Annotated in this window: 14 protein-coding genes; 6 read left to right on the top strand and 8 right to left on the bottom strand. The window is 71.8% G+C overall.

Going from position 1 to position 14,790, the window contains the following annotated elements:
* Nucleotides 1-10: 10 nt before the first annotated feature.
* The 3 genes from ACFWAR_RS09240 to fahA form a co-directional block, all read right to left on the bottom strand.
* Entirely contained in the window at nt 11-238 is a 228-nt protein-coding gene (locus ACFWAR_RS09240) for a ferredoxin family protein (RefSeq protein WP_385774735.1), read from the bottom strand.
* 45 nt (nt 239-283) lie between these two features.
* Nucleotides 284-1,054: a GntR family transcriptional regulator gene (locus ACFWAR_RS09235; protein WP_385774733.1), complete on the bottom strand. Its 771-nt coding sequence runs from the start codon at nt 1,052-1,054 to the stop codon at nt 284-286.
* 151 nt (nt 1,055-1,205) lie between these two features.
* Nucleotides 1,206-2,468 (bottom strand): fumarylacetoacetase, encoded by a 1,263-nt coding sequence (fahA, locus tag ACFWAR_RS09230; RefSeq protein ID WP_385774731.1) that lies wholly within the window; start codon nt 2,466-2,468, stop codon nt 1,206-1,208.
* Between the two features lie 140 nt (nt 2,469-2,608).
* Here fahA and ACFWAR_RS09225 point away from each other — a divergent pair, with 140 nt between their 5' ends.
* A complete protein-coding gene (locus ACFWAR_RS09225; RefSeq protein ID WP_385774729.1) occupies nt 2,609-3,427 on the top strand; it encodes a Cof-type HAD-IIB family hydrolase in 819 nt (272 codons plus the stop codon).
* Between the two features lie 250 nt (nt 3,428-3,677).
* Here the strand turns inward: ACFWAR_RS09225 and ACFWAR_RS09220 are convergent, their stop codons facing one another.
* Nucleotides 3,678-5,684 carry a CocE/NonD family hydrolase gene (locus tag ACFWAR_RS09220; RefSeq protein WP_385774727.1) on the bottom strand — a complete coding sequence of 669 codons (2,007 nt, stop codon included), beginning with the start codon at nt 5,682-5,684 and terminating at the stop codon, nt 3,678-3,680.
* A 46-nt stretch (nt 5,685-5,730) separates the two neighbouring features.
* Entirely contained in the window at nt 5,731-7,251 is a 1,521-nt protein-coding gene (locus ACFWAR_RS09215) for a peptide MFS transporter (RefSeq protein ID WP_385774725.1), read from the bottom strand.
* Between the two features lie 190 nt (nt 7,252-7,441).
* Here ACFWAR_RS09215 and ACFWAR_RS09210 point away from each other — a divergent pair, with 190 nt between their 5' ends.
* The 4 genes from ACFWAR_RS09210 to ACFWAR_RS09195 all read left to right on the top strand — a co-directional run bounded on the left by ACFWAR_RS09210 (nt 7,442) and on the right by ACFWAR_RS09195 (nt 10,636).
* A complete protein-coding gene (locus tag ACFWAR_RS09210; RefSeq protein ID WP_385774723.1) occupies nt 7,442-8,452 on the top strand; it encodes a polyprenyl synthetase family protein in 1,011 nt (336 codons plus the stop codon).
* A gap of 239 nt (nt 8,453-8,691) precedes the next feature.
* Nucleotides 8,692-9,900 (top strand): outer membrane lipoprotein carrier protein LolA, encoded by a 1,209-nt coding sequence (locus tag ACFWAR_RS09205; protein ID WP_385774721.1) that lies wholly within the window; start codon nt 8,692-8,694, stop codon nt 9,898-9,900.
* Nucleotides 9,901-10,019: 119 nt separating this feature from the next.
* Nucleotides 10,020-10,223, top strand: a complete 204-nt coding sequence (locus ACFWAR_RS09200; RefSeq protein ID WP_239516343.1) for a ribbon-helix-helix domain-containing protein — start codon at nt 10,020-10,022, stop codon at nt 10,221-10,223.
* Entirely contained in the window at nt 10,220-10,636 is a 417-nt protein-coding gene (locus tag ACFWAR_RS09195; RefSeq protein WP_385774719.1) for a hypothetical protein, read from the top strand. The genes ACFWAR_RS09200 and ACFWAR_RS09195 overlap by 4 nt, the downstream gene beginning before the upstream one ends.
* A gap of 77 nt (nt 10,637-10,713) precedes the next feature.
* Here the strand turns inward: ACFWAR_RS09195 and ACFWAR_RS09190 are convergent, their stop codons facing one another.
* The 3 genes from ACFWAR_RS09190 to ACFWAR_RS09180 form a co-directional block, all read right to left on the bottom strand.
* Entirely contained in the window at nt 10,714-12,030 is a 1,317-nt protein-coding gene (locus ACFWAR_RS09190) for a M28 family metallopeptidase (RefSeq protein ID WP_385774717.1), read from the bottom strand.
* A gap of 201 nt (nt 12,031-12,231) precedes the next feature.
* On the bottom strand, nt 12,232-13,224 hold the full coding sequence (gene rarD, locus ACFWAR_RS09185) for an EamA family transporter RarD (protein ID WP_385774714.1): 993 nt from the start codon (nt 13,222-13,224) through the stop codon (nt 12,232-12,234).
* Nucleotides 13,225-13,336: 112 nt separating this feature from the next.
* Complete coding sequence (locus tag ACFWAR_RS09180) at nt 13,337-14,191, bottom strand: SDR family oxidoreductase (protein ID WP_385774712.1); 855 nt, start codon at nt 14,189-14,191, stop codon at nt 13,337-13,339.
* Nucleotides 14,192-14,285: 94 nt separating this feature from the next.
* Here ACFWAR_RS09180 and ACFWAR_RS09175 point away from each other — a divergent pair, with 94 nt between their 5' ends.
* A complete protein-coding gene (locus ACFWAR_RS09175; protein WP_385774711.1) occupies nt 14,286-14,648 on the top strand; it encodes a winged helix-turn-helix transcriptional regulator in 363 nt (120 codons plus the stop codon).
* Nucleotides 14,649-14,790: the final 142 nt, after the last annotated feature.

Below are 14,790 nucleotides of genomic sequence, written 5' to 3'. Positions count from 1 at the left end.
AGGGGGCCTTTCACCGGAGCAGGTAGGGCATGTTGACGGTGACCGCGCCGGTGGGACAGCGGGCGGCGCAGGGGCCGCAGTACCAGCACTCGTCGACGTGCATGTAGGCCGTGCCGCTGTCCTGGTGGATGGCGAGGGAGTCGAGCGGACACATGTCGACGCAGAGGGTGCAGCCGGCGATGCACAGGGATGCGTCGATGGTCACGGGCACGTCGCCGCGCTGGGGGGCCAGGGGCATGGCTGTCTCCAGGGAAAGGGGGGAGGCGGGGAGGTGGCGCGGGGTTCAGCGGTCGCGGCGCAGCAGGCCGCTCATGGTGATCCGGTCGCCGCGGAAGCGGATGAACTCCAGGTCGACGGGGCGTCCGTCGGCGAGGTGGGTGAGCCGCTCCAGCATCAGGACGGCGGCGCCGCGCGGCGCTTGCAGCACGGCCGCGGAGTGCGCGTCGGCGCTGACGGCCTCCAGGGTGATCTCGGCGTGCCCCAGCGGGCCGCCGGTCAGGGATTCCAGGAGCCGGAAGACGTCGGTGTGCTCCAGGTCGCAGTCCAGGAGCCCGGCGCCGATGTCCATCGGGACGTAGGTGAGGTCGAGGGAGAGCGGCAGGCCGTTGAGACGGCGCAGCCGCTCGATGTAGAGCACGTCGTCGTGTTCGGGCACGCCGAGGCGCTCGGCGACGGGTGCCGGGGCCGGTACGGGTCCCATCGTGCGGACCTCGTTGCTGACCGTGCCGTGCTCGTGCAGGGTTTCGGCGAGGCCCTGGAGGCGGTCGAGGCCGTGCGGGTACTTCTCGCAGACGACCACGGTCCCCACGCCGGGCTGGCGGGCCACCAACCGCTCGCCGCGCAGCAGGTCGAGGGCCTGGCGGACGGTGTTGCGGCTGGCGCGGTAGTCGAGGGCGAGGGCGTCCTCCAGCGGGAGGACCCCGCCGGGGTAGTGGCCCGCGAGGACCTGGTGGCGCAAGAGGTCGGCGAGTTGCCGGGCGCGGTCCGCGCGCAGCCGTCGGCGGCGCGCTGCGGCGACCGGGACGGTGTGCTCACGGAGGCGTTCGGCTGGCATGCGACGGAACATACCGAGGGGCCCCGGGCGGTGGTGTTGCCGCAGTGTTGCGCCACCGGGCGCCGCCCGGAGCACCGCGCTGACCTGGGACGACGGCGGGGTGGCGGAAAGATCCGCCACCCCGCCGTGGACGTGCGTCCCGAGGTGTGGACTAGCGGGCGTCCGCGATGCGGGCGGCCGCGATCGTGCCGGTGACCTCGCCGAGGCCGACCTTGGTGCCGTCGGGGCCCGGGGCCCAGGCGGTCAGGGTGACGGTGTCGCCGTCCTCCAGGAAGGTCCGCTTGCCGTCGGGGAGTTCCAGGGCGTCGCGGCCGTTCCAGGTCAGCTCCAGGAGCGAGCCGCGCTGGCCGGTCTCGGGGCCGCTGACCGTGCCGGAGCCGTAGACGTCGCCGGTGCGCAGGGAGGCGCCGTTGACGGTCATGTGGGCGAGCTGCTGCGCCGCGGTCCAGTACATCGAGGAGAACGGCGGGTGCGCGACCTCGTGGCCGTTGATCGAGACGGTGATGTGCAGGTCGAAGCCGCCCTGCTCGTCGGCGCCCGCGTCGGAGTCGTCGAGGTAGGGCAGCAGCGGGAAGTCGCGGGCCGGGGGCGCCACGCGGGCCGCGTCCAGGGCCTCCAGCGGGGTGACCCAGGCGGAGACGGAGGTCGCGAAGGACTTCCCGAGGAAGGGGCCGAGCGGCACGTACTCCCAGGCCTGGATGTCGCGCGCCGACCAGTCGTTCAGCAGGAAGAGGCCGAAGACGTGCTCGCGGAAGTCGCCGAGCGGCACGGCCGTGCCCAGCTCGGAGGGGGTGCCGACGACGAAGCCGACCTCCGCCTCGATGTCGAGCTTGATGCTCGGGCCGAAGACGGGCGCCGGGTCCGCCGGTGCCTTGCGCTGGCCCGAGGGCCGCACGACGTCCGTGCCGGAGACGACCAGGGTGCCCGCGCGGCCGTGGTAACCGATGGGCAGGTGCTTCCAGTTGGGGGTGAGCGCGTCACCGTCCGGGCGGAAGATCTGCCCGACGTTGGTGGCGTGGTGCTCGCTCGCGTAGAAGTCGACGTAGTCCGCGACCTCGTACGGCAGGTGCAGGGTGACGGCTTCGAGCGGCACCAGGTGGGGCTCGACGGCGGGCCGGTGGCCCGGGTCGGTGACCCACGCGGTCAGCGCGCGGCGCACGTCGTGCCAGGCGGTGCGGCCGGCCGCCAGCAGCGGGTTGAGGGAGGGCTGGCCGAGCAGCCCGGCGTACGGGGACCCGAGCGCGAGGGCGACGGCTCCGGCGTCCAGCACGTACCCGCCGATCCGCACGCCGATGCGCCGCCGGGGCTCCGTGGCCCCGCCCGTCTCCTCGGCGGTCGAGAACACGCCGTACGGGAGGTTGTGCGGCCCGAACGGGTCGCCCTCGGGTACGTCGAGGGGGCTCTGCAGGGGCATGGGATACTGCCTCGCTTTCCGGGCGGCCCGGGGGTGTCCCGGGTTTTGTTGACACGTTACGTGCCTGGTGGGGCCTGCGGGAGGCCGGATTCGGGCGCTATTTGTAGGACTTGTCCAACGAGGTCCGTATCCTTGAACCCGTGACTTCCGCCCCCCTTCGCGCCCTCCCGTACGCCCTGATCGCCACTGACCTGGACGGGACGCTGCTGCGCGCAGGTGACACAGTTTCCGCCCGTTCGTACGCGGCGCTCGCGACGGCGCGCGCAGCAGGCGCCCGGCACATCATCGTCACCGGGCGCCCCGTCCCACAGGTCCGGCACGTCCTGGACGACCTCGGCTACACGGGGCTCGCGGTGTGCGGGCAGGGCGCGCAGTTGTACGACGCGGCGCAGGGCCGGATGCTGCACTCCGTCGCCCTGGACCGGGATCTGGCGGAGGTCGCCCTCGGCAAGATCGAGGCGGAGGTCGGCGAGGTGTTCGCGGCCGTCAACCGGGAGGGGCTGGACGCGGAGATGCTGATGGGGCCGGGCTACCGGATGTGGCACCCGCACCTGCCGACCGTCCGTGTGCCGCGCCGGGCGGACCTGTGGTCGGCCCCGATCAACAAGGTGCTGCTCCAGCACCCCGAGCTGGACGACGACGAGCTGACCCGGATCGCGCGGGGCGTGGTCGGTGACCTCGTCAACGTCACGATGGCCGGGGAACACACGGTGGAGATCCAGCCGCCGGGCATCGACAAGGCCAGCGGGCTGGGGCGGGCGGCGGCCGTCCTGGGCCTGGACGCCTCCTCGACGATCGCCTTCGGCGACATGCCGAACGACATCCCCATGTTCGCCTGGGCCGCGCACGGGGTGGCCATGGCCAACGCGCACCGCGAGCTGGTCGCGGTGGCGGACGAGGTGACCCTGTCGAACGAGGCGGACGGCATCGCGGTGGTCCTGGAACGCCTCTACGCCTGACCGGCCGGGTCGGGCGCTGCTGGCCGAAGATCCAGCCTGCCCGGCGTTTGAGGGCCCGCCGGAGGCGACTCCAGCCGCGCGGCGGCTTGCCCTCCGGGGGCGCCTCAATCGCCGGCGGGGCTGGAGTTGCCCGGCGGGGCTGGATTGGGCCGGGTCGGCCGAGCCGGGCGCTGCTGGCCGAAAATCCAGCCCGCCCGGCGATTGAGGGCCCGCCGGAGGCCGGAGCTGCGGCCCCCCCCCAGAGGTTCGGCTAGCCCGCCGCGCGGGGGAGGCGGCGCTCCCAGGTGCGGTGGAAGAGGACCTCGTCACCCTCACGGCACACGACCTCGTTCGACGTCACGAAGCCGCCCTCGTCGCACGAGATCTCCGACCGGGTCTCCACCCTCGCGTCCCACCCCCGCTCCGGCCGGTGCAGCCGGATCCGCCAGTGCGAGACGGTCCGGGCCGACAGGGGGTCGCCGTCCTCGATCTCGTACACCTCGCGCGCGTCCTCGCTGAACTCCAGCCCGTCCGGGTACACCCGCGTCCCGCCGTACCGCGGGTCCACCTCCAGCCGCCAGAGCCCGCGCGCCACGTCCCGCACGACCAGCCGCTCCGGCCGCGGCTCGTCCAGGGTCCCGGGGTAGACCACCCCGAGGCCCTCCGCCTGCTCCGGCGGCTCGAAGACGACCTCCGGGCCCGCCCCCGCGGCCGGGTCCCGCACCGGCAGGGTCAGCGCGCTCCCCGCCGGCTCCAGCGTCCAGCCCGCCTCGGACCCGGCCCGCGGCCAGATCCACGGCCAGTACGCGGAGGACACCGCGAGCCGGATCCGGTGCCCGGGCGGAAAGGCGTGCCCGATGCCGTTCAGCTCGAAGGTGACGTCCTCGTACGCGCCCACCGGCCACGGCACCGCCTTGTCCCGCCCCCGCCGCGCGGACAGGTTCAGCGCGCCCCGGGTGACCAGCGTCGAGGACCCGTCGGGCGCCACGTCGCAGACCCGGGCGACGACCTGCCCGTACGGCACGTCCATCCGCAGCCGCAGGGTGACCCGGGGCCGGCCCAGCACCTCCAGCCGCCCGCCGGCGCCCACCGGGAACTCGAAGCAGGCCGACTTGGCGTCCTCCTCGCGCTGGTCCGGCGGCAGGTCGCCGTCGTTGCCGAAGGGGAAGAAGCGGCCCGCGTCCAGGCCGGTGTGCTGCGGGGACACGACGAGGACCGGGTCGCCCTGGAGCGCGTAGGTGTGCGGCGCGACCGCCGGCGAGGGCCAGGCCGGGTCGCCGACCCAGCGGCCCTCCATCCGCTCGTAGACGGTCGCCGGGGGGTGCGACTCGCTGATCCAGGAGCGCAGCAGCGGCTCGTCCATGACCCCGTTGTCCACGCCCTTGAGCCAGTGGTCCCACCAGCGCAGGGTCTCCTGGAGGAAGCCGATCGCGGGTCCGGGCGGCAGGCCGCGGTCGGGGTACTGGTGCGACCAGGGGCCGATCAGGCCGCGCACCCGGTCGGGCGGCAGGTGTTCGACCAGCCGCAGGACGGTGTCCCGGTAGGGGTCGTGCCAGCCGCCGACGGCCAGGACGGCCGCGCCGATGGCGGAGTAGTCCTCGCAGACGCTGCCGTGCTTCCAGTACGCGTCGCGGGTCTGGTGCGCGAGCCAGGTGTGGACGAGCGGCTCGACCGCCTCCAGCCGGTCCAGCCACTGCTCCTTCCAGCCGTCGCCCGCGTGGAGCGGGTCCGGCGGGCGGGCGGCGAAGGCGAGCATGGTGGCGGCCCAGGCGTGCATGTCGACGGCGAGGACCGAGCCGCCCATGTAGTGCACGTCGTTGTCGTAGCGGTCGTCGGTGGAGCAGACGGTGACGACCGCCTTGAGCGGCTCGGGCGCCAGGGCGGCGATCTGGAGGGAGTTGAAGCCGCCCCAGGAGATGCCGAACATGCCGACCGCGCCGGTGCACCAGGGCTGCGCGGCCAGCCACTCCACGACGGCGACCCCGTCGGCCAGTTCCCGCGCGTCGTACTCGTCGCCGGGGTGGCCCCCGCTGTTGCCGTGGCCGCGCACGTCGACCCGCACCGAGGCGTAGCCGTGCCCGGCGTACCAGGGGTGGCGCTGCTGGTCACGGGGCGCGGTCCAGTCGCTGAGCCGGTACGGGAGGTACTCCAGCAGCGCCGGAACGGGTTCGTCCGTCACGGGCCGCCAGATGCGGGCGTACAGCGTCACTCTGTCGGGGAGCGGAATCCGGACATCCTCGTGGGTGGTCCCGTACGGGAAGTCGGTACGGATGTTCATGCGCGGCCTCAGCCCCTCGCAGTACTGGGAACGTGTGGACAGGCGGTCAGTGCACGGGGTGCATCGTGCGCTTGAGCCAGGGCGCGAGGGCGATCACGGCCAGGCCCGCGGCCACCGCGATCGCGCCGTTGACGCCGAAGTACGCGGGGATGGAGACCTTGCCGTAGAGCTTGACCACCTGGGCCTGGATGCCGTTGGCGAGGGCCAGCGAGAGGAACCACAGGGCCATGGTCTGGCTGGCGTAGGCCTTCGGGGCGAGTTTGGTGGTGGCCGACATGCCCGAGGTCTCCAGCAGGACGTCGCCGAGGCCGAGCAGCAGGTAGGAGCCGACGATCCACCAGGCGGCCATCTTGAAGGCGTCGTCGCCCCCGTGCCCGGAGGTGGGGAGGGCCATCAGCAGGAAGGACAGGCCGCCCAGGATCACGCCGAGGGCGATCTTGTTCGAGGCGTGCGGCTGGCGGCGGCCCATCCGGACCCAGACGGCCGCGACGACCGGGGCCAGCGCCACCTCGAAGGCGCCGAGCGCGGAGGCGTACCAGCTGGCCGGGAAGTGGAAGCCGAGGACGGAGGTCCGGGCGTTCGTCGAGGCCAGCAGCATCATCGTCGAGTAGGCCTGGAACAGGATGAAGTTGAAGGCGACGGAGGCCAGGAAGAGCACCACGTACGGGCGCAGCCGGCCGCGTTCCTCGGCGCTCACCCGGGGGCTGCGGAACATGACGGCGAAGTAGACGACCGGGGCGATCACCGAGATCAGGGTGAGCAGGTCGACGAACCGGCCCATGGTGAGCCAGCCGAGCGAGGCCAGCAGGGTGGCGAGGACGGCCGCGCCCAGCAGGCCGCCCGCGATGCCCCACACCGCGCGGCGCATCGCCGCTGGGGCTAGGGGGTACTCGGCGGAGTGCTTTCGTCCGGCCAGATGGCGGCGTCCCAGGACGTACTGGACGAGGCCGGCCGTCATGCCGATCGCGGCGGCGGAGAAGCCCCAGTGCCAGCCCTGGTGCTCGCCGAGCCAGCCGGTGATGAGCGGACCGGCGAAGGCGCCGATGTTGATGCCCATGTAGTACAGGGCGAATCCGGCGTCGCGGCGCTGGTCGTCGGTGCGGTAGAGCTTGCCGACCATGCTGGCCACATTGGGCTTGAGCAGGCCGGTGCCGGCGCTGATCAGGCCGAGGCCGACCCAGGTCATGGCGGCGGTCGGCACGGCCATCGCGTAGTGGCCGCAGGCGATCAGGACGCCGCCCCACAGGACGGAGCGGTAGGAGCCGAGGATCCGGTCGGCGAGCCAGCCGCCGGCCACGGAAACCAGGTAGACCATGGTTCCGTAGGCGGCCGACACGGACGCGGCGGTTCCCGGATTCATTCCGAGGCCGCCGTTGACTACGGTGTCCGCGAAGTAGAGAACCAGGATGGCCTGCATGCCCAGGAACGAGAAGCGCTCCCAGACCTCCAGTCCGGAGAGCGTCGCCAAGCCCCTGGGGTGGCCGAGGAAGGCGTGGTCGTCGCCGGGCGGCGGCTGGTCGGCCTCCGGGTCCGCCGGTTCGTCGATATCGGGCGCAGTTCTGGACAAAACGCATTCTCCGGTCGTATTGGCTCCTTAAGAACATACCGGTGTGGTTCGGGCAGTGCGCTGGTCACGACCGGGCGGGCGCTCTCGGTGATCGAAAACAGACCGGATACGCTGGCTTGAGTGATGGCAGCGACACATCGACAATCCAGGTGATCGTCACCGTGATCGTCAGCAGACAGGAGTACCCCTCGTGACCGTCGTCGGGCCGTTCGGACTGAGCGTGCGGGACCAGGCTCTTGAGAGCGATGTCCAGGCCGGACTGGCCGCAGTCGAGGCGGGTCTGCTGGAGGCCACCAAGAGCGAAGTCCCCTTCATCACCGAGGCCGCACAGCATCTGGTGAAAGCCGGTGGCAAGCGGTTCCGGCCGCTGCTGGTGATGCTCGCGTCCCGCTTCGGCGACCCCTACGCGCCCGGCATCGTGCCGTCCGCGGTGGTCGTGGAGCTGACGCACCTCGCGACGCTCTACCACGACGACGTCATGGACGAGGCGGACGTCCGGCGCGGCGTGGACAGCGCGAACACGCGCTGGGGCAACTCCGTGGCGGTCCTGACGGGTGACTTCCTGTTCGCCCGCGCCTCGCACATCCTGGCGGACCTCGGCCCCGAGGCCGTGCGGATCCAGGCCGAGGCCTTCGAGCGGCTGGTGACGGGTCAGATCCTGGAGACGGCCGGTCCGCGCGACGGCCGCGACCCCGTCGCCCACTACCTCGACGTCATCGCGGGCAAGACCGGCTCGCTGATCGCCGTCTCGGGTCGCTTCGGTGCGCTGATGTCCGGCGCCGACGAGTCGGTCGTCGACATCCTCACGCAGTACGGCGAGCGCCTCGGCACCGCCTTCCAGCTCGCCGACGACGTCCTCGACATCGCCTCCGACTCGCACGAGTCCGGCAAGACGCCGGGCACGGACCTGCGCGAGGGCATCCCGACCCTGCCGGTGCTGCGGCTGCGGGAGATGGCCGACCGGGACGGGCGGGCGGAGGACCTGGAGCTCGTGCGCCTCCTGGACGGCGACCTGACGGACGACGCCCGGCACGCCGAGGTGCTGTCCCGGCTGCGGGTGCACCCGGCGCTGGAGCAGGCGCGGCGCGACACCATCCGCTACGCCGAGGACGCGCGGGCCACGCTGGCCCCGCTGCCCGAGTGCTTCGCGAAGTCCGCCCTGGAAGAGCTGTGCGACGCGGTGGTGCACCGGGCCGGATAGGTCCTTCGGCAGAGGCGAGGCCCTCCGACCCCCTACGGGATGGGGACGGGGGGCCTTCGTCATGTCATCCCACGGGCGTACACGGAGTTGGCTCCGAGGAGTGATGCCCCGGAGGGCCTCCGTTTGGTCAGATAGAGACACACATCCCCACCAGATCGGGTGAGAGTGGCGGCGCGGGGTGGACGTTGAGATGTCGGGATGGGTAGGTCGCCGCCTACACACAGAGGTAGGGCAGAGACATGGCAGCGAACGTTAAGACCTCTCGCAAGGCCTCGCGGTACGCGGTACCGGTCGTGGTCGTGGGAGTGGCCGCGGCGACCATCGGACTCGTTCCGGCCTTCGCCAACGCGAGCGGACCGGACCTTCCGAAGGTGACGGCACAGCAGCTCATCGAGAAGATCGCGGCATCGGACACCCAGCAGCTGTCCGGCACCGCGAAGATCAGCACCGACCTCGGGCTGCCGAAGCTGGCGACCGGCCTGCTCGGCGGCGGTGGCCTCTCCGGCGGTTCCGCGAACCCGGAGGACAAGCTCACGCAGCTCGCCACCGGCACGCACACCTTCAAGGTCGCGGCCGACGGCCCGGACCGCCAGCGGATCACCTTCCTGGACGGCAAGGACGAGTACAGCCTCATCCACAACGGTGACGAGGTCTGGGGCTACGACAGCAAGTCCAACGAGGTCTTCCACGACAAGGGAGCGGGCGCCGGGGCGGGGCAGAAGGGCAAGGAGCACAAGACGGCCGACCGGCTCGCCACCTCGCCCGCGCAGCTCGCCGAGGAGGCCCTCAAGGCCGCCGGACCCACCACCGACGTGAGCGTCGGCGACACGGCCCAGGTGGCCGGGCGCGACGCCTACCAGCTGGTGCTCAAGCCGAAGGCGTCCGGTTCCACCATCGGGTCCGTCCAGATCGCGGTGGACGCCAAGAACGGCGTGCCGCTGCGCGTCCAGGTGCTCTCCAGCCAGGGCGGCAAGCCGATCGTGGACGCGGGCTTCAGCAAGGTCGACTTCGCCAAGCCCGGCGCCGACACCTTCGCCTTCACCCCGCCCAAGGGCGCCAAGGTGCAGGAGGGCTCCGGCGCCCCGCACGGGGACAAGGCGCAGCGCCACATGGACTCCCTGCCGATCCCCGGCCTGGACGGTCTGACCGGCGGCGCGGGCAAGGGCGAGACCACGGTCCTCGGCGAGGGCTGGGGCGCGGTCGCCCGGATCGACTCCGGCACGGGCAAGGGACTCAAGGACTTCGAGGGCAAGGCGAACGAGAAGGGCGCCCCCAAGGAGGCCAAGCAGCTCCTCGACAGCCTCGGGGACAAGGTCAGCGGGAAGTTCGGCTCCGGCCGGATCTTCTCGACCCGCGTGGTCAATGCGCTGATCACGGACGACGGCAAGGTCTATGTGGGTGCGCTCACCAAGGACGCCCTGGTCCAGGCGGCCAACGCGGCGAAGTAGTCCGGACGCCCGCGGGACGCGGGCACAGGTACGACAAGGGTGGCCCAGGACTTGTGTCCCGGGCCACCCTTCCGGCGTAACTCTCCTCGGTACAGCGGGCCCGCTGTACCGTGAGTGCCATGTCGAGACACGTCACCATCCGCCTGGAGGAAGAGTTCCACGAGCGCCTCAAGGCGCGCGCGGCGGCGCTGGGGACGACGGTCACCGCGCTGATCACCGAGGTCACCGAACGCGAGTTGGACGAGGACCGCAAGAACTTCCTCTCCGGCATCGAGGAGTTCGCCGACCACTGGGGCTACTTCCAGGAGCGGTTCGGCCATTGAAGATCACCATGGAGTGGGCCTGGACCGCTCTGGCCCACCACCTCCCGTCCGATCCCGCCGTGTGGGATCCCTCCGGGGTGGCCGCCGCGGTGGCCCGCCACCAGAACGACCTGGTGCTGGTCCCCGAGCAGCCCGCCCCCGACACGGCCTGGCGGGCCGCCGCGTTCCTGCACACCCTCGCGGTGTGCCCGGCGCTGGAATCCCCGATGAACGAGTTCTACGCGGCCGCGGCCACCCGCTCGTACCTGCGGGTGGCCGGGGCGAAGCAACTGCCCTCGCCCGAGGCGCTCGGTGATCTCGTGGAGGCCGCGAAGCTGGGCCGGGTCGACATCGCCGCCGTGGCCGAGGAGCTGCGCTCCCAGATACAGGAGCCGGTTCCGGAGGCCCTGCGGGTGCGCGCCGAGGGCACGTAGGACACGGTGCGCGGCACCACCGCCGCCCGCGTCCCCGGAGGGAGGCGGGCGGCGGCGGCGCGTGCGGTTCAGGGCGTTCAGAAGGTGATCTTCCAGCTGTTGATGTAGCCGGTGTCCTGCGCGGCCACGTCCTTCACCTGGAGCTTCCAGATGCCGTTGGCGACCTCGCTCGACGCGTTCACCGTGTAGGAGGCGATGACGTTGTCGGCCGAGTCCGAGCTGGAGTTCTTCAGCCGGTACGCCGTGCCGTCCGGGGCGATCAGGTCGATCTGGAGGTCACCGCGGTAGGTGTGGACGATGTTCACGTCCACCTTCGTGGTCGCCGGGGCGTTGCCCGTGACGCCCGAGACGGTGATCGGCGAACTGACCCCGGCGGCCGGGGAGTCCGGGATGTTGTAGTCCGTCGTGTTCTCGAAGGACGGGCCCGGGGGGACCGGGGTGGAGGCGCCCAGGGTCCAGACCGCGTAGGCGATCGCGTCGCTGTTCTTGTCCAGCGCCGCGTCGTTGATGTTCGCCGAGGTGTCGCACGACCGGTGGTAGCAGGCGTCGAAGGCCTTGCCGGAGGTGCCGCCCCACTTCTGGGCCTGCGCGGCCGTCTTGATGTAGTCGGCGCCGCTGAAGAGGCCGCCGACCGGGATGCCCGCGTTCTTGAAGGGGGCGTGGTCGGAGCGGCCGTCGCCCTCGGTCTCGATCTCGGTGGGGATGCCGACGCCGGCGAAGTACGTCTTGAAGGTCTGCTCGATCGTGGGGTCGTCGTCGTAGACGAAGTAGCCCGGGTTCGGCGACCCGATCATGTCGAAGTTCAGGTAGCCGGAGATCTTCGACTTCTCGGCGCTCGGCAGGTTGTTGACGTAGTACGTCGATCCGACCATGCCCAGCTCTTCCGCGCCCCACCAGCCGAAGCGCAGGTGCTTGGTGGACTGGAGCCCGGCCCGGGAGACGGCGAGGGCCGTTTCGAGGATGGCGGCCGAACCGGAGCCGTTGTCGTTGATGCCGGGACCGGCGCTGACCGAGTCCAGGTGCGAGCCGGACATCAGGACCGAGTTCGGGTCGCCGCCCGGCCAGTCGGCGATCAGGTTGTAGCCGGTGGCGCCGCTGGAGGTGAAGGTCTGCAGCGTGGTGGTGTAACCGGCCGCGTCCAGCTTGGCCTTCACGTAGTCGATCGAGGCCTTGTAGCCGGCCTTGCCGTGCGCGCGGTTGCCGCCGTTGGCGGTGGCGATCGACTGGAGTTGGGTCAGGTGCGCCTTGACGTTGGCTATGGGGATGTCGGGCGGCGTCGGCGCGGCCGTGGCCGCGGTGGGGGAGGCCAGCGCCGCGGGGGCGGTGGAGGCGAACAGGCCGGCCACCGCGAGGGCGGTGACGGCGACCAGGCGCCGGGAGACGGACAGGCTCATGTGGGGGCTCCGGGATTCCGCGGGGATATGACGGAACTGCGGGGATAGAGCAAGTGAGCGTTAGTGCGTCAGTGCGAGCCTGATGTTCAGCGAGAGTATGACTGCCCGTCAAGGTCATAATCCGGTCAGTGGGGTTCGGAAAACGGACGATCCCCGGTACGGAGGTTCCGTACCGGGGATCGAGCGGTGGATGATGCGCGGCTATGCCGGTTCGCGGGCCGGGGTCGCGGGGGCCGCCGAGGTGGTCTCGGCGGTGGTCTCCGCGGGAGGCGCCGCGGTGGCCGAAGCGGTCGCCGCGAGGGCCGCGCGGGAGCGCCGGGCGGTCCGCAGCGCGTCCCAGGTGAGCAGCGCGAGCGCGGCCCAGACGAGGGAGAAACCGGCCCAGCGCTCGGGCGGCATGGCCTCGTGGAAGTAGACGACGCCGAGGCCGAACTGGAAGACCGGGGCCAGGTACTGGAGCAGGCCGAGGGTGGACAGCGGGACCCGGATGGCCGCGGCGCCGAAGAAGACCAGCGGGATCGCGGTGACCAGGCCGGTCGATGCCAGCAGGGCGGCGTGCCCGACGCCCCCGGTGGTGAAGGTGGAGTGTCCCTGGACCGTCAGCCACAGCAGGTAGCCGAGGGCCGGCGGGAAGAGCAGCGCGGTCTCGGCGGCCAGCGAATCCAGCCCGTTCAGGTTGATCTTCTTCTTGAGCAGGCCGTAGGTCGCGAAGGAGCAGGCGAGCACCAGCGAGATCCAGGGCGGCCGCCCGTAGCCGATCGCCAGCACCACGACGGCGGCGAAGCCGACGGCGACCGCCGCCCACTGCGTGCGGCGCAGCCGCTCGCCCAGGACGAGGACGCCGATGCCGATGGTGACCAGCGGGTTGATGAAGTAGCCGAGGCTGGCCTCGACGACCCGGCCGTGGTTCACGGACCAGATGTACAGGCCCCAGTTGACCGAGATCACGGTGGCCGCGAGCGCGGTCAGCCCGAGCTTGCGCGGCTGGCCGGCCAGGGCCCGTATCCATCCCCAGCGGCGCATGACGAGCAGCGCGAGACCGACGGCGACCAGGGACCACACCATGCGGTGGGCGAGGATCTCGATCGCCTCGGCGGGCTTGAGCAGGGGCCAGAAGAGGGGGACCAGCCCCCACAGGCCGTAGGCGCCGAATCCGTAGAGCAGACCCGTGCGCTGCTCGTTCTGTGTGCTCACGGGCCCTCCAGGGTCACTTCGCGCCAACCTCACGAAGGTAGCGCCGCCGGAGCTGGATGTCATGCCCGTTGGCAGGTGACGGTCATGACATCCGGATCGGCTCCACCGCGGCTCAGGCCAGGGCGGCCGCGATCGCGGCGGCGATCGGGGTGGTCGGGCGGCCGATCAGCTTGGCCAGGTCCCCGCTGGTGCCCGCGAGCCGGCCGCGCGAGATGGCCGCGTCCACGTCGACGAGGATCGCCGCGAAGCCCGCGGGGACTCCGGCGCCGGTGAGCACCTCGAGGTGCGCGTCCGCCGGGACGGCCGCGTAGGCGATCTCGCGGCCGGACTGCGCCGCCACCTCGGCGGCGTACTCCGCCAGGCTCCAGGAGGTGTCGCCGCTGAGCTCGTAGACCTTGTTCAGGTGGCCCTCGCCGGTCACCACGGCCGCCGCGGCGGCGGCGTAGTCGGCGCGGGCCGCGGAGGCGATCCGGCCCTCTCCGGCGCTGCCCACGACCGCGCCGTGCTCCAGGACGTTGCCCAGCTGGGCGGTGTAGTTCTCGTGGTACCAGCCGTTGCGCAGGAAGGTGTGCGGCAGCCCGGAGTCGAGGATGAGCTGCTCGGTGACGCGGTGCTCGGCGGCGAGGTCGAAGTCGGCCTCGGGGCCGCCGAGGATCCCGGTGTAGGCGAGCTGGGCCACCCCGGCGGCCTTCGCGGCCCCGATGACGGCGGTGTGCTGCGGGACCCGGTGGCCGACCTCGCTGCCGGAGATCATCAGGACCCGGTCCCCGGCGCGGAAGGCGCCCTCCAGGCTCGCGGGGTCGCTGTAGTCCGCGACGCGGATCTCGACGCCGCGCGCGGCGAGGTCGGCGGCCTTCGCCTCGTCGCGGACGACGGCGGCGATCTCCGAGGCGGGGACGGTGGCCAGCAGGTCCTCCAGGACCAGGCGGCCGAGGGCTCCGGTGGCTCCGGTGACGACGATGCTCATGGGGTGCTCCTTCGGGGGTTCCTGCGGCTGATGACACCACCCTACGGAGCGCGCTAACTATTTGTAAGTACCTACTTTGAAGTAAGGTACTGGTATGGAAGTAAGTGTGAAGGCCCCGATGTGCCCCTCCCGGGGCGTCCTGGAGCACGTCACCAGCCGCTGGGGCGTCCTGGTGCTGGCCGCGCTCGTGGAACGGTCGTTCCGCTTCAGCGAACTGCGCCGCGAGGTGGGCGGGGTCAGCGAGAAGATGCTGGCCCAGACCCTCCAGACGCTGGAGCGGGACGGCTTCGTGCTGCGGGTCGCGCAGCCGGTGATCCCGCCGCGGGTCGACTACTCGCTCACCCCGCTGGGGCGCGAGGCCGCCGAGCAGGTGTGGTCGCTGGCCCGCTGGGCGGAACGCCGTACGGACGAGGTCCAGGCGGCCCGGGTGGCGTACGACGGGGCCCGGACCCCGTAGTCGGGATCCGGGCCCCCGTGCGCGGGGCCGTGGCGTCGGGCTCAGCCGACGACGGTCCAGTTGTCGTTGCCGGTGAGGAGGGTGGTGAGGTCGCCCTTGCCGTGTTGTTCGATGGCGGTGTCGAGTTGGTCGGCCATCTGGG

This window comes from Streptomyces sp. NPDC059917, assembly GCF_042730635.1.
Taxonomy (GTDB): Bacteria; Actinomycetota; Actinomycetes; order Streptomycetales; family Streptomycetaceae; genus Streptomyces.
The sequence above is the reverse complement of the archived record's forward strand: the minus strand, read 5'-3'. Positions and strand labels throughout refer to the sequence as shown.

Coding starts and splice junctions, on each gene's coding strand:
- ACFWAR_RS09180 (WP_385774712.1), bottom strand. CDS start 14,191: ATGAGCATCGTCGTCACCGGAGCCACCGGAGCCCTCGGCCGCCTGGTC.
- ACFWAR_RS09235 (WP_385774733.1), bottom strand. CDS start 1,054: ATGCCAGCCGAACGCCTCCGTGAGCACACCGTCCCGGTCGCCGCAGCG.
- fahA (WP_385774731.1), bottom strand. CDS start 2,468: ATGCCCCTGCAGAGCCCCCTCGACGTACCCGAGGGCGACCCGTTCGGG.
- ACFWAR_RS09175 (WP_385774711.1), top strand. CDS start 14,286: ATGGAAGTAAGTGTGAAGGCCCCGATGTGCCCCTCCCGGGGCGTCCTG.
- ACFWAR_RS09240 (WP_385774735.1), bottom strand. CDS start 238: ATGCCCCTGGCCCCCCAGCGCGGCGACGTGCCCGTGACCATCGACGCA.
- ACFWAR_RS09205 (WP_385774721.1), top strand. CDS start 8,692: ATGGCAGCGAACGTTAAGACCTCTCGCAAGGCCTCGCGGTACGCGGTA.
- ACFWAR_RS09220 (WP_385774727.1), bottom strand. CDS start 5,684: ATGAACATCCGTACCGACTTCCCGTACGGGACCACCCACGAGGATGTC.
- ACFWAR_RS09190 (WP_385774717.1), bottom strand. CDS start 12,030: ATGAGCCTGTCCGTCTCCCGGCGCCTGGTCGCCGTCACCGCCCTCGCG.
- ACFWAR_RS09200 (WP_239516343.1), top strand. CDS start 10,020: ATGTCGAGACACGTCACCATCCGCCTGGAGGAAGAGTTCCACGAGCGC.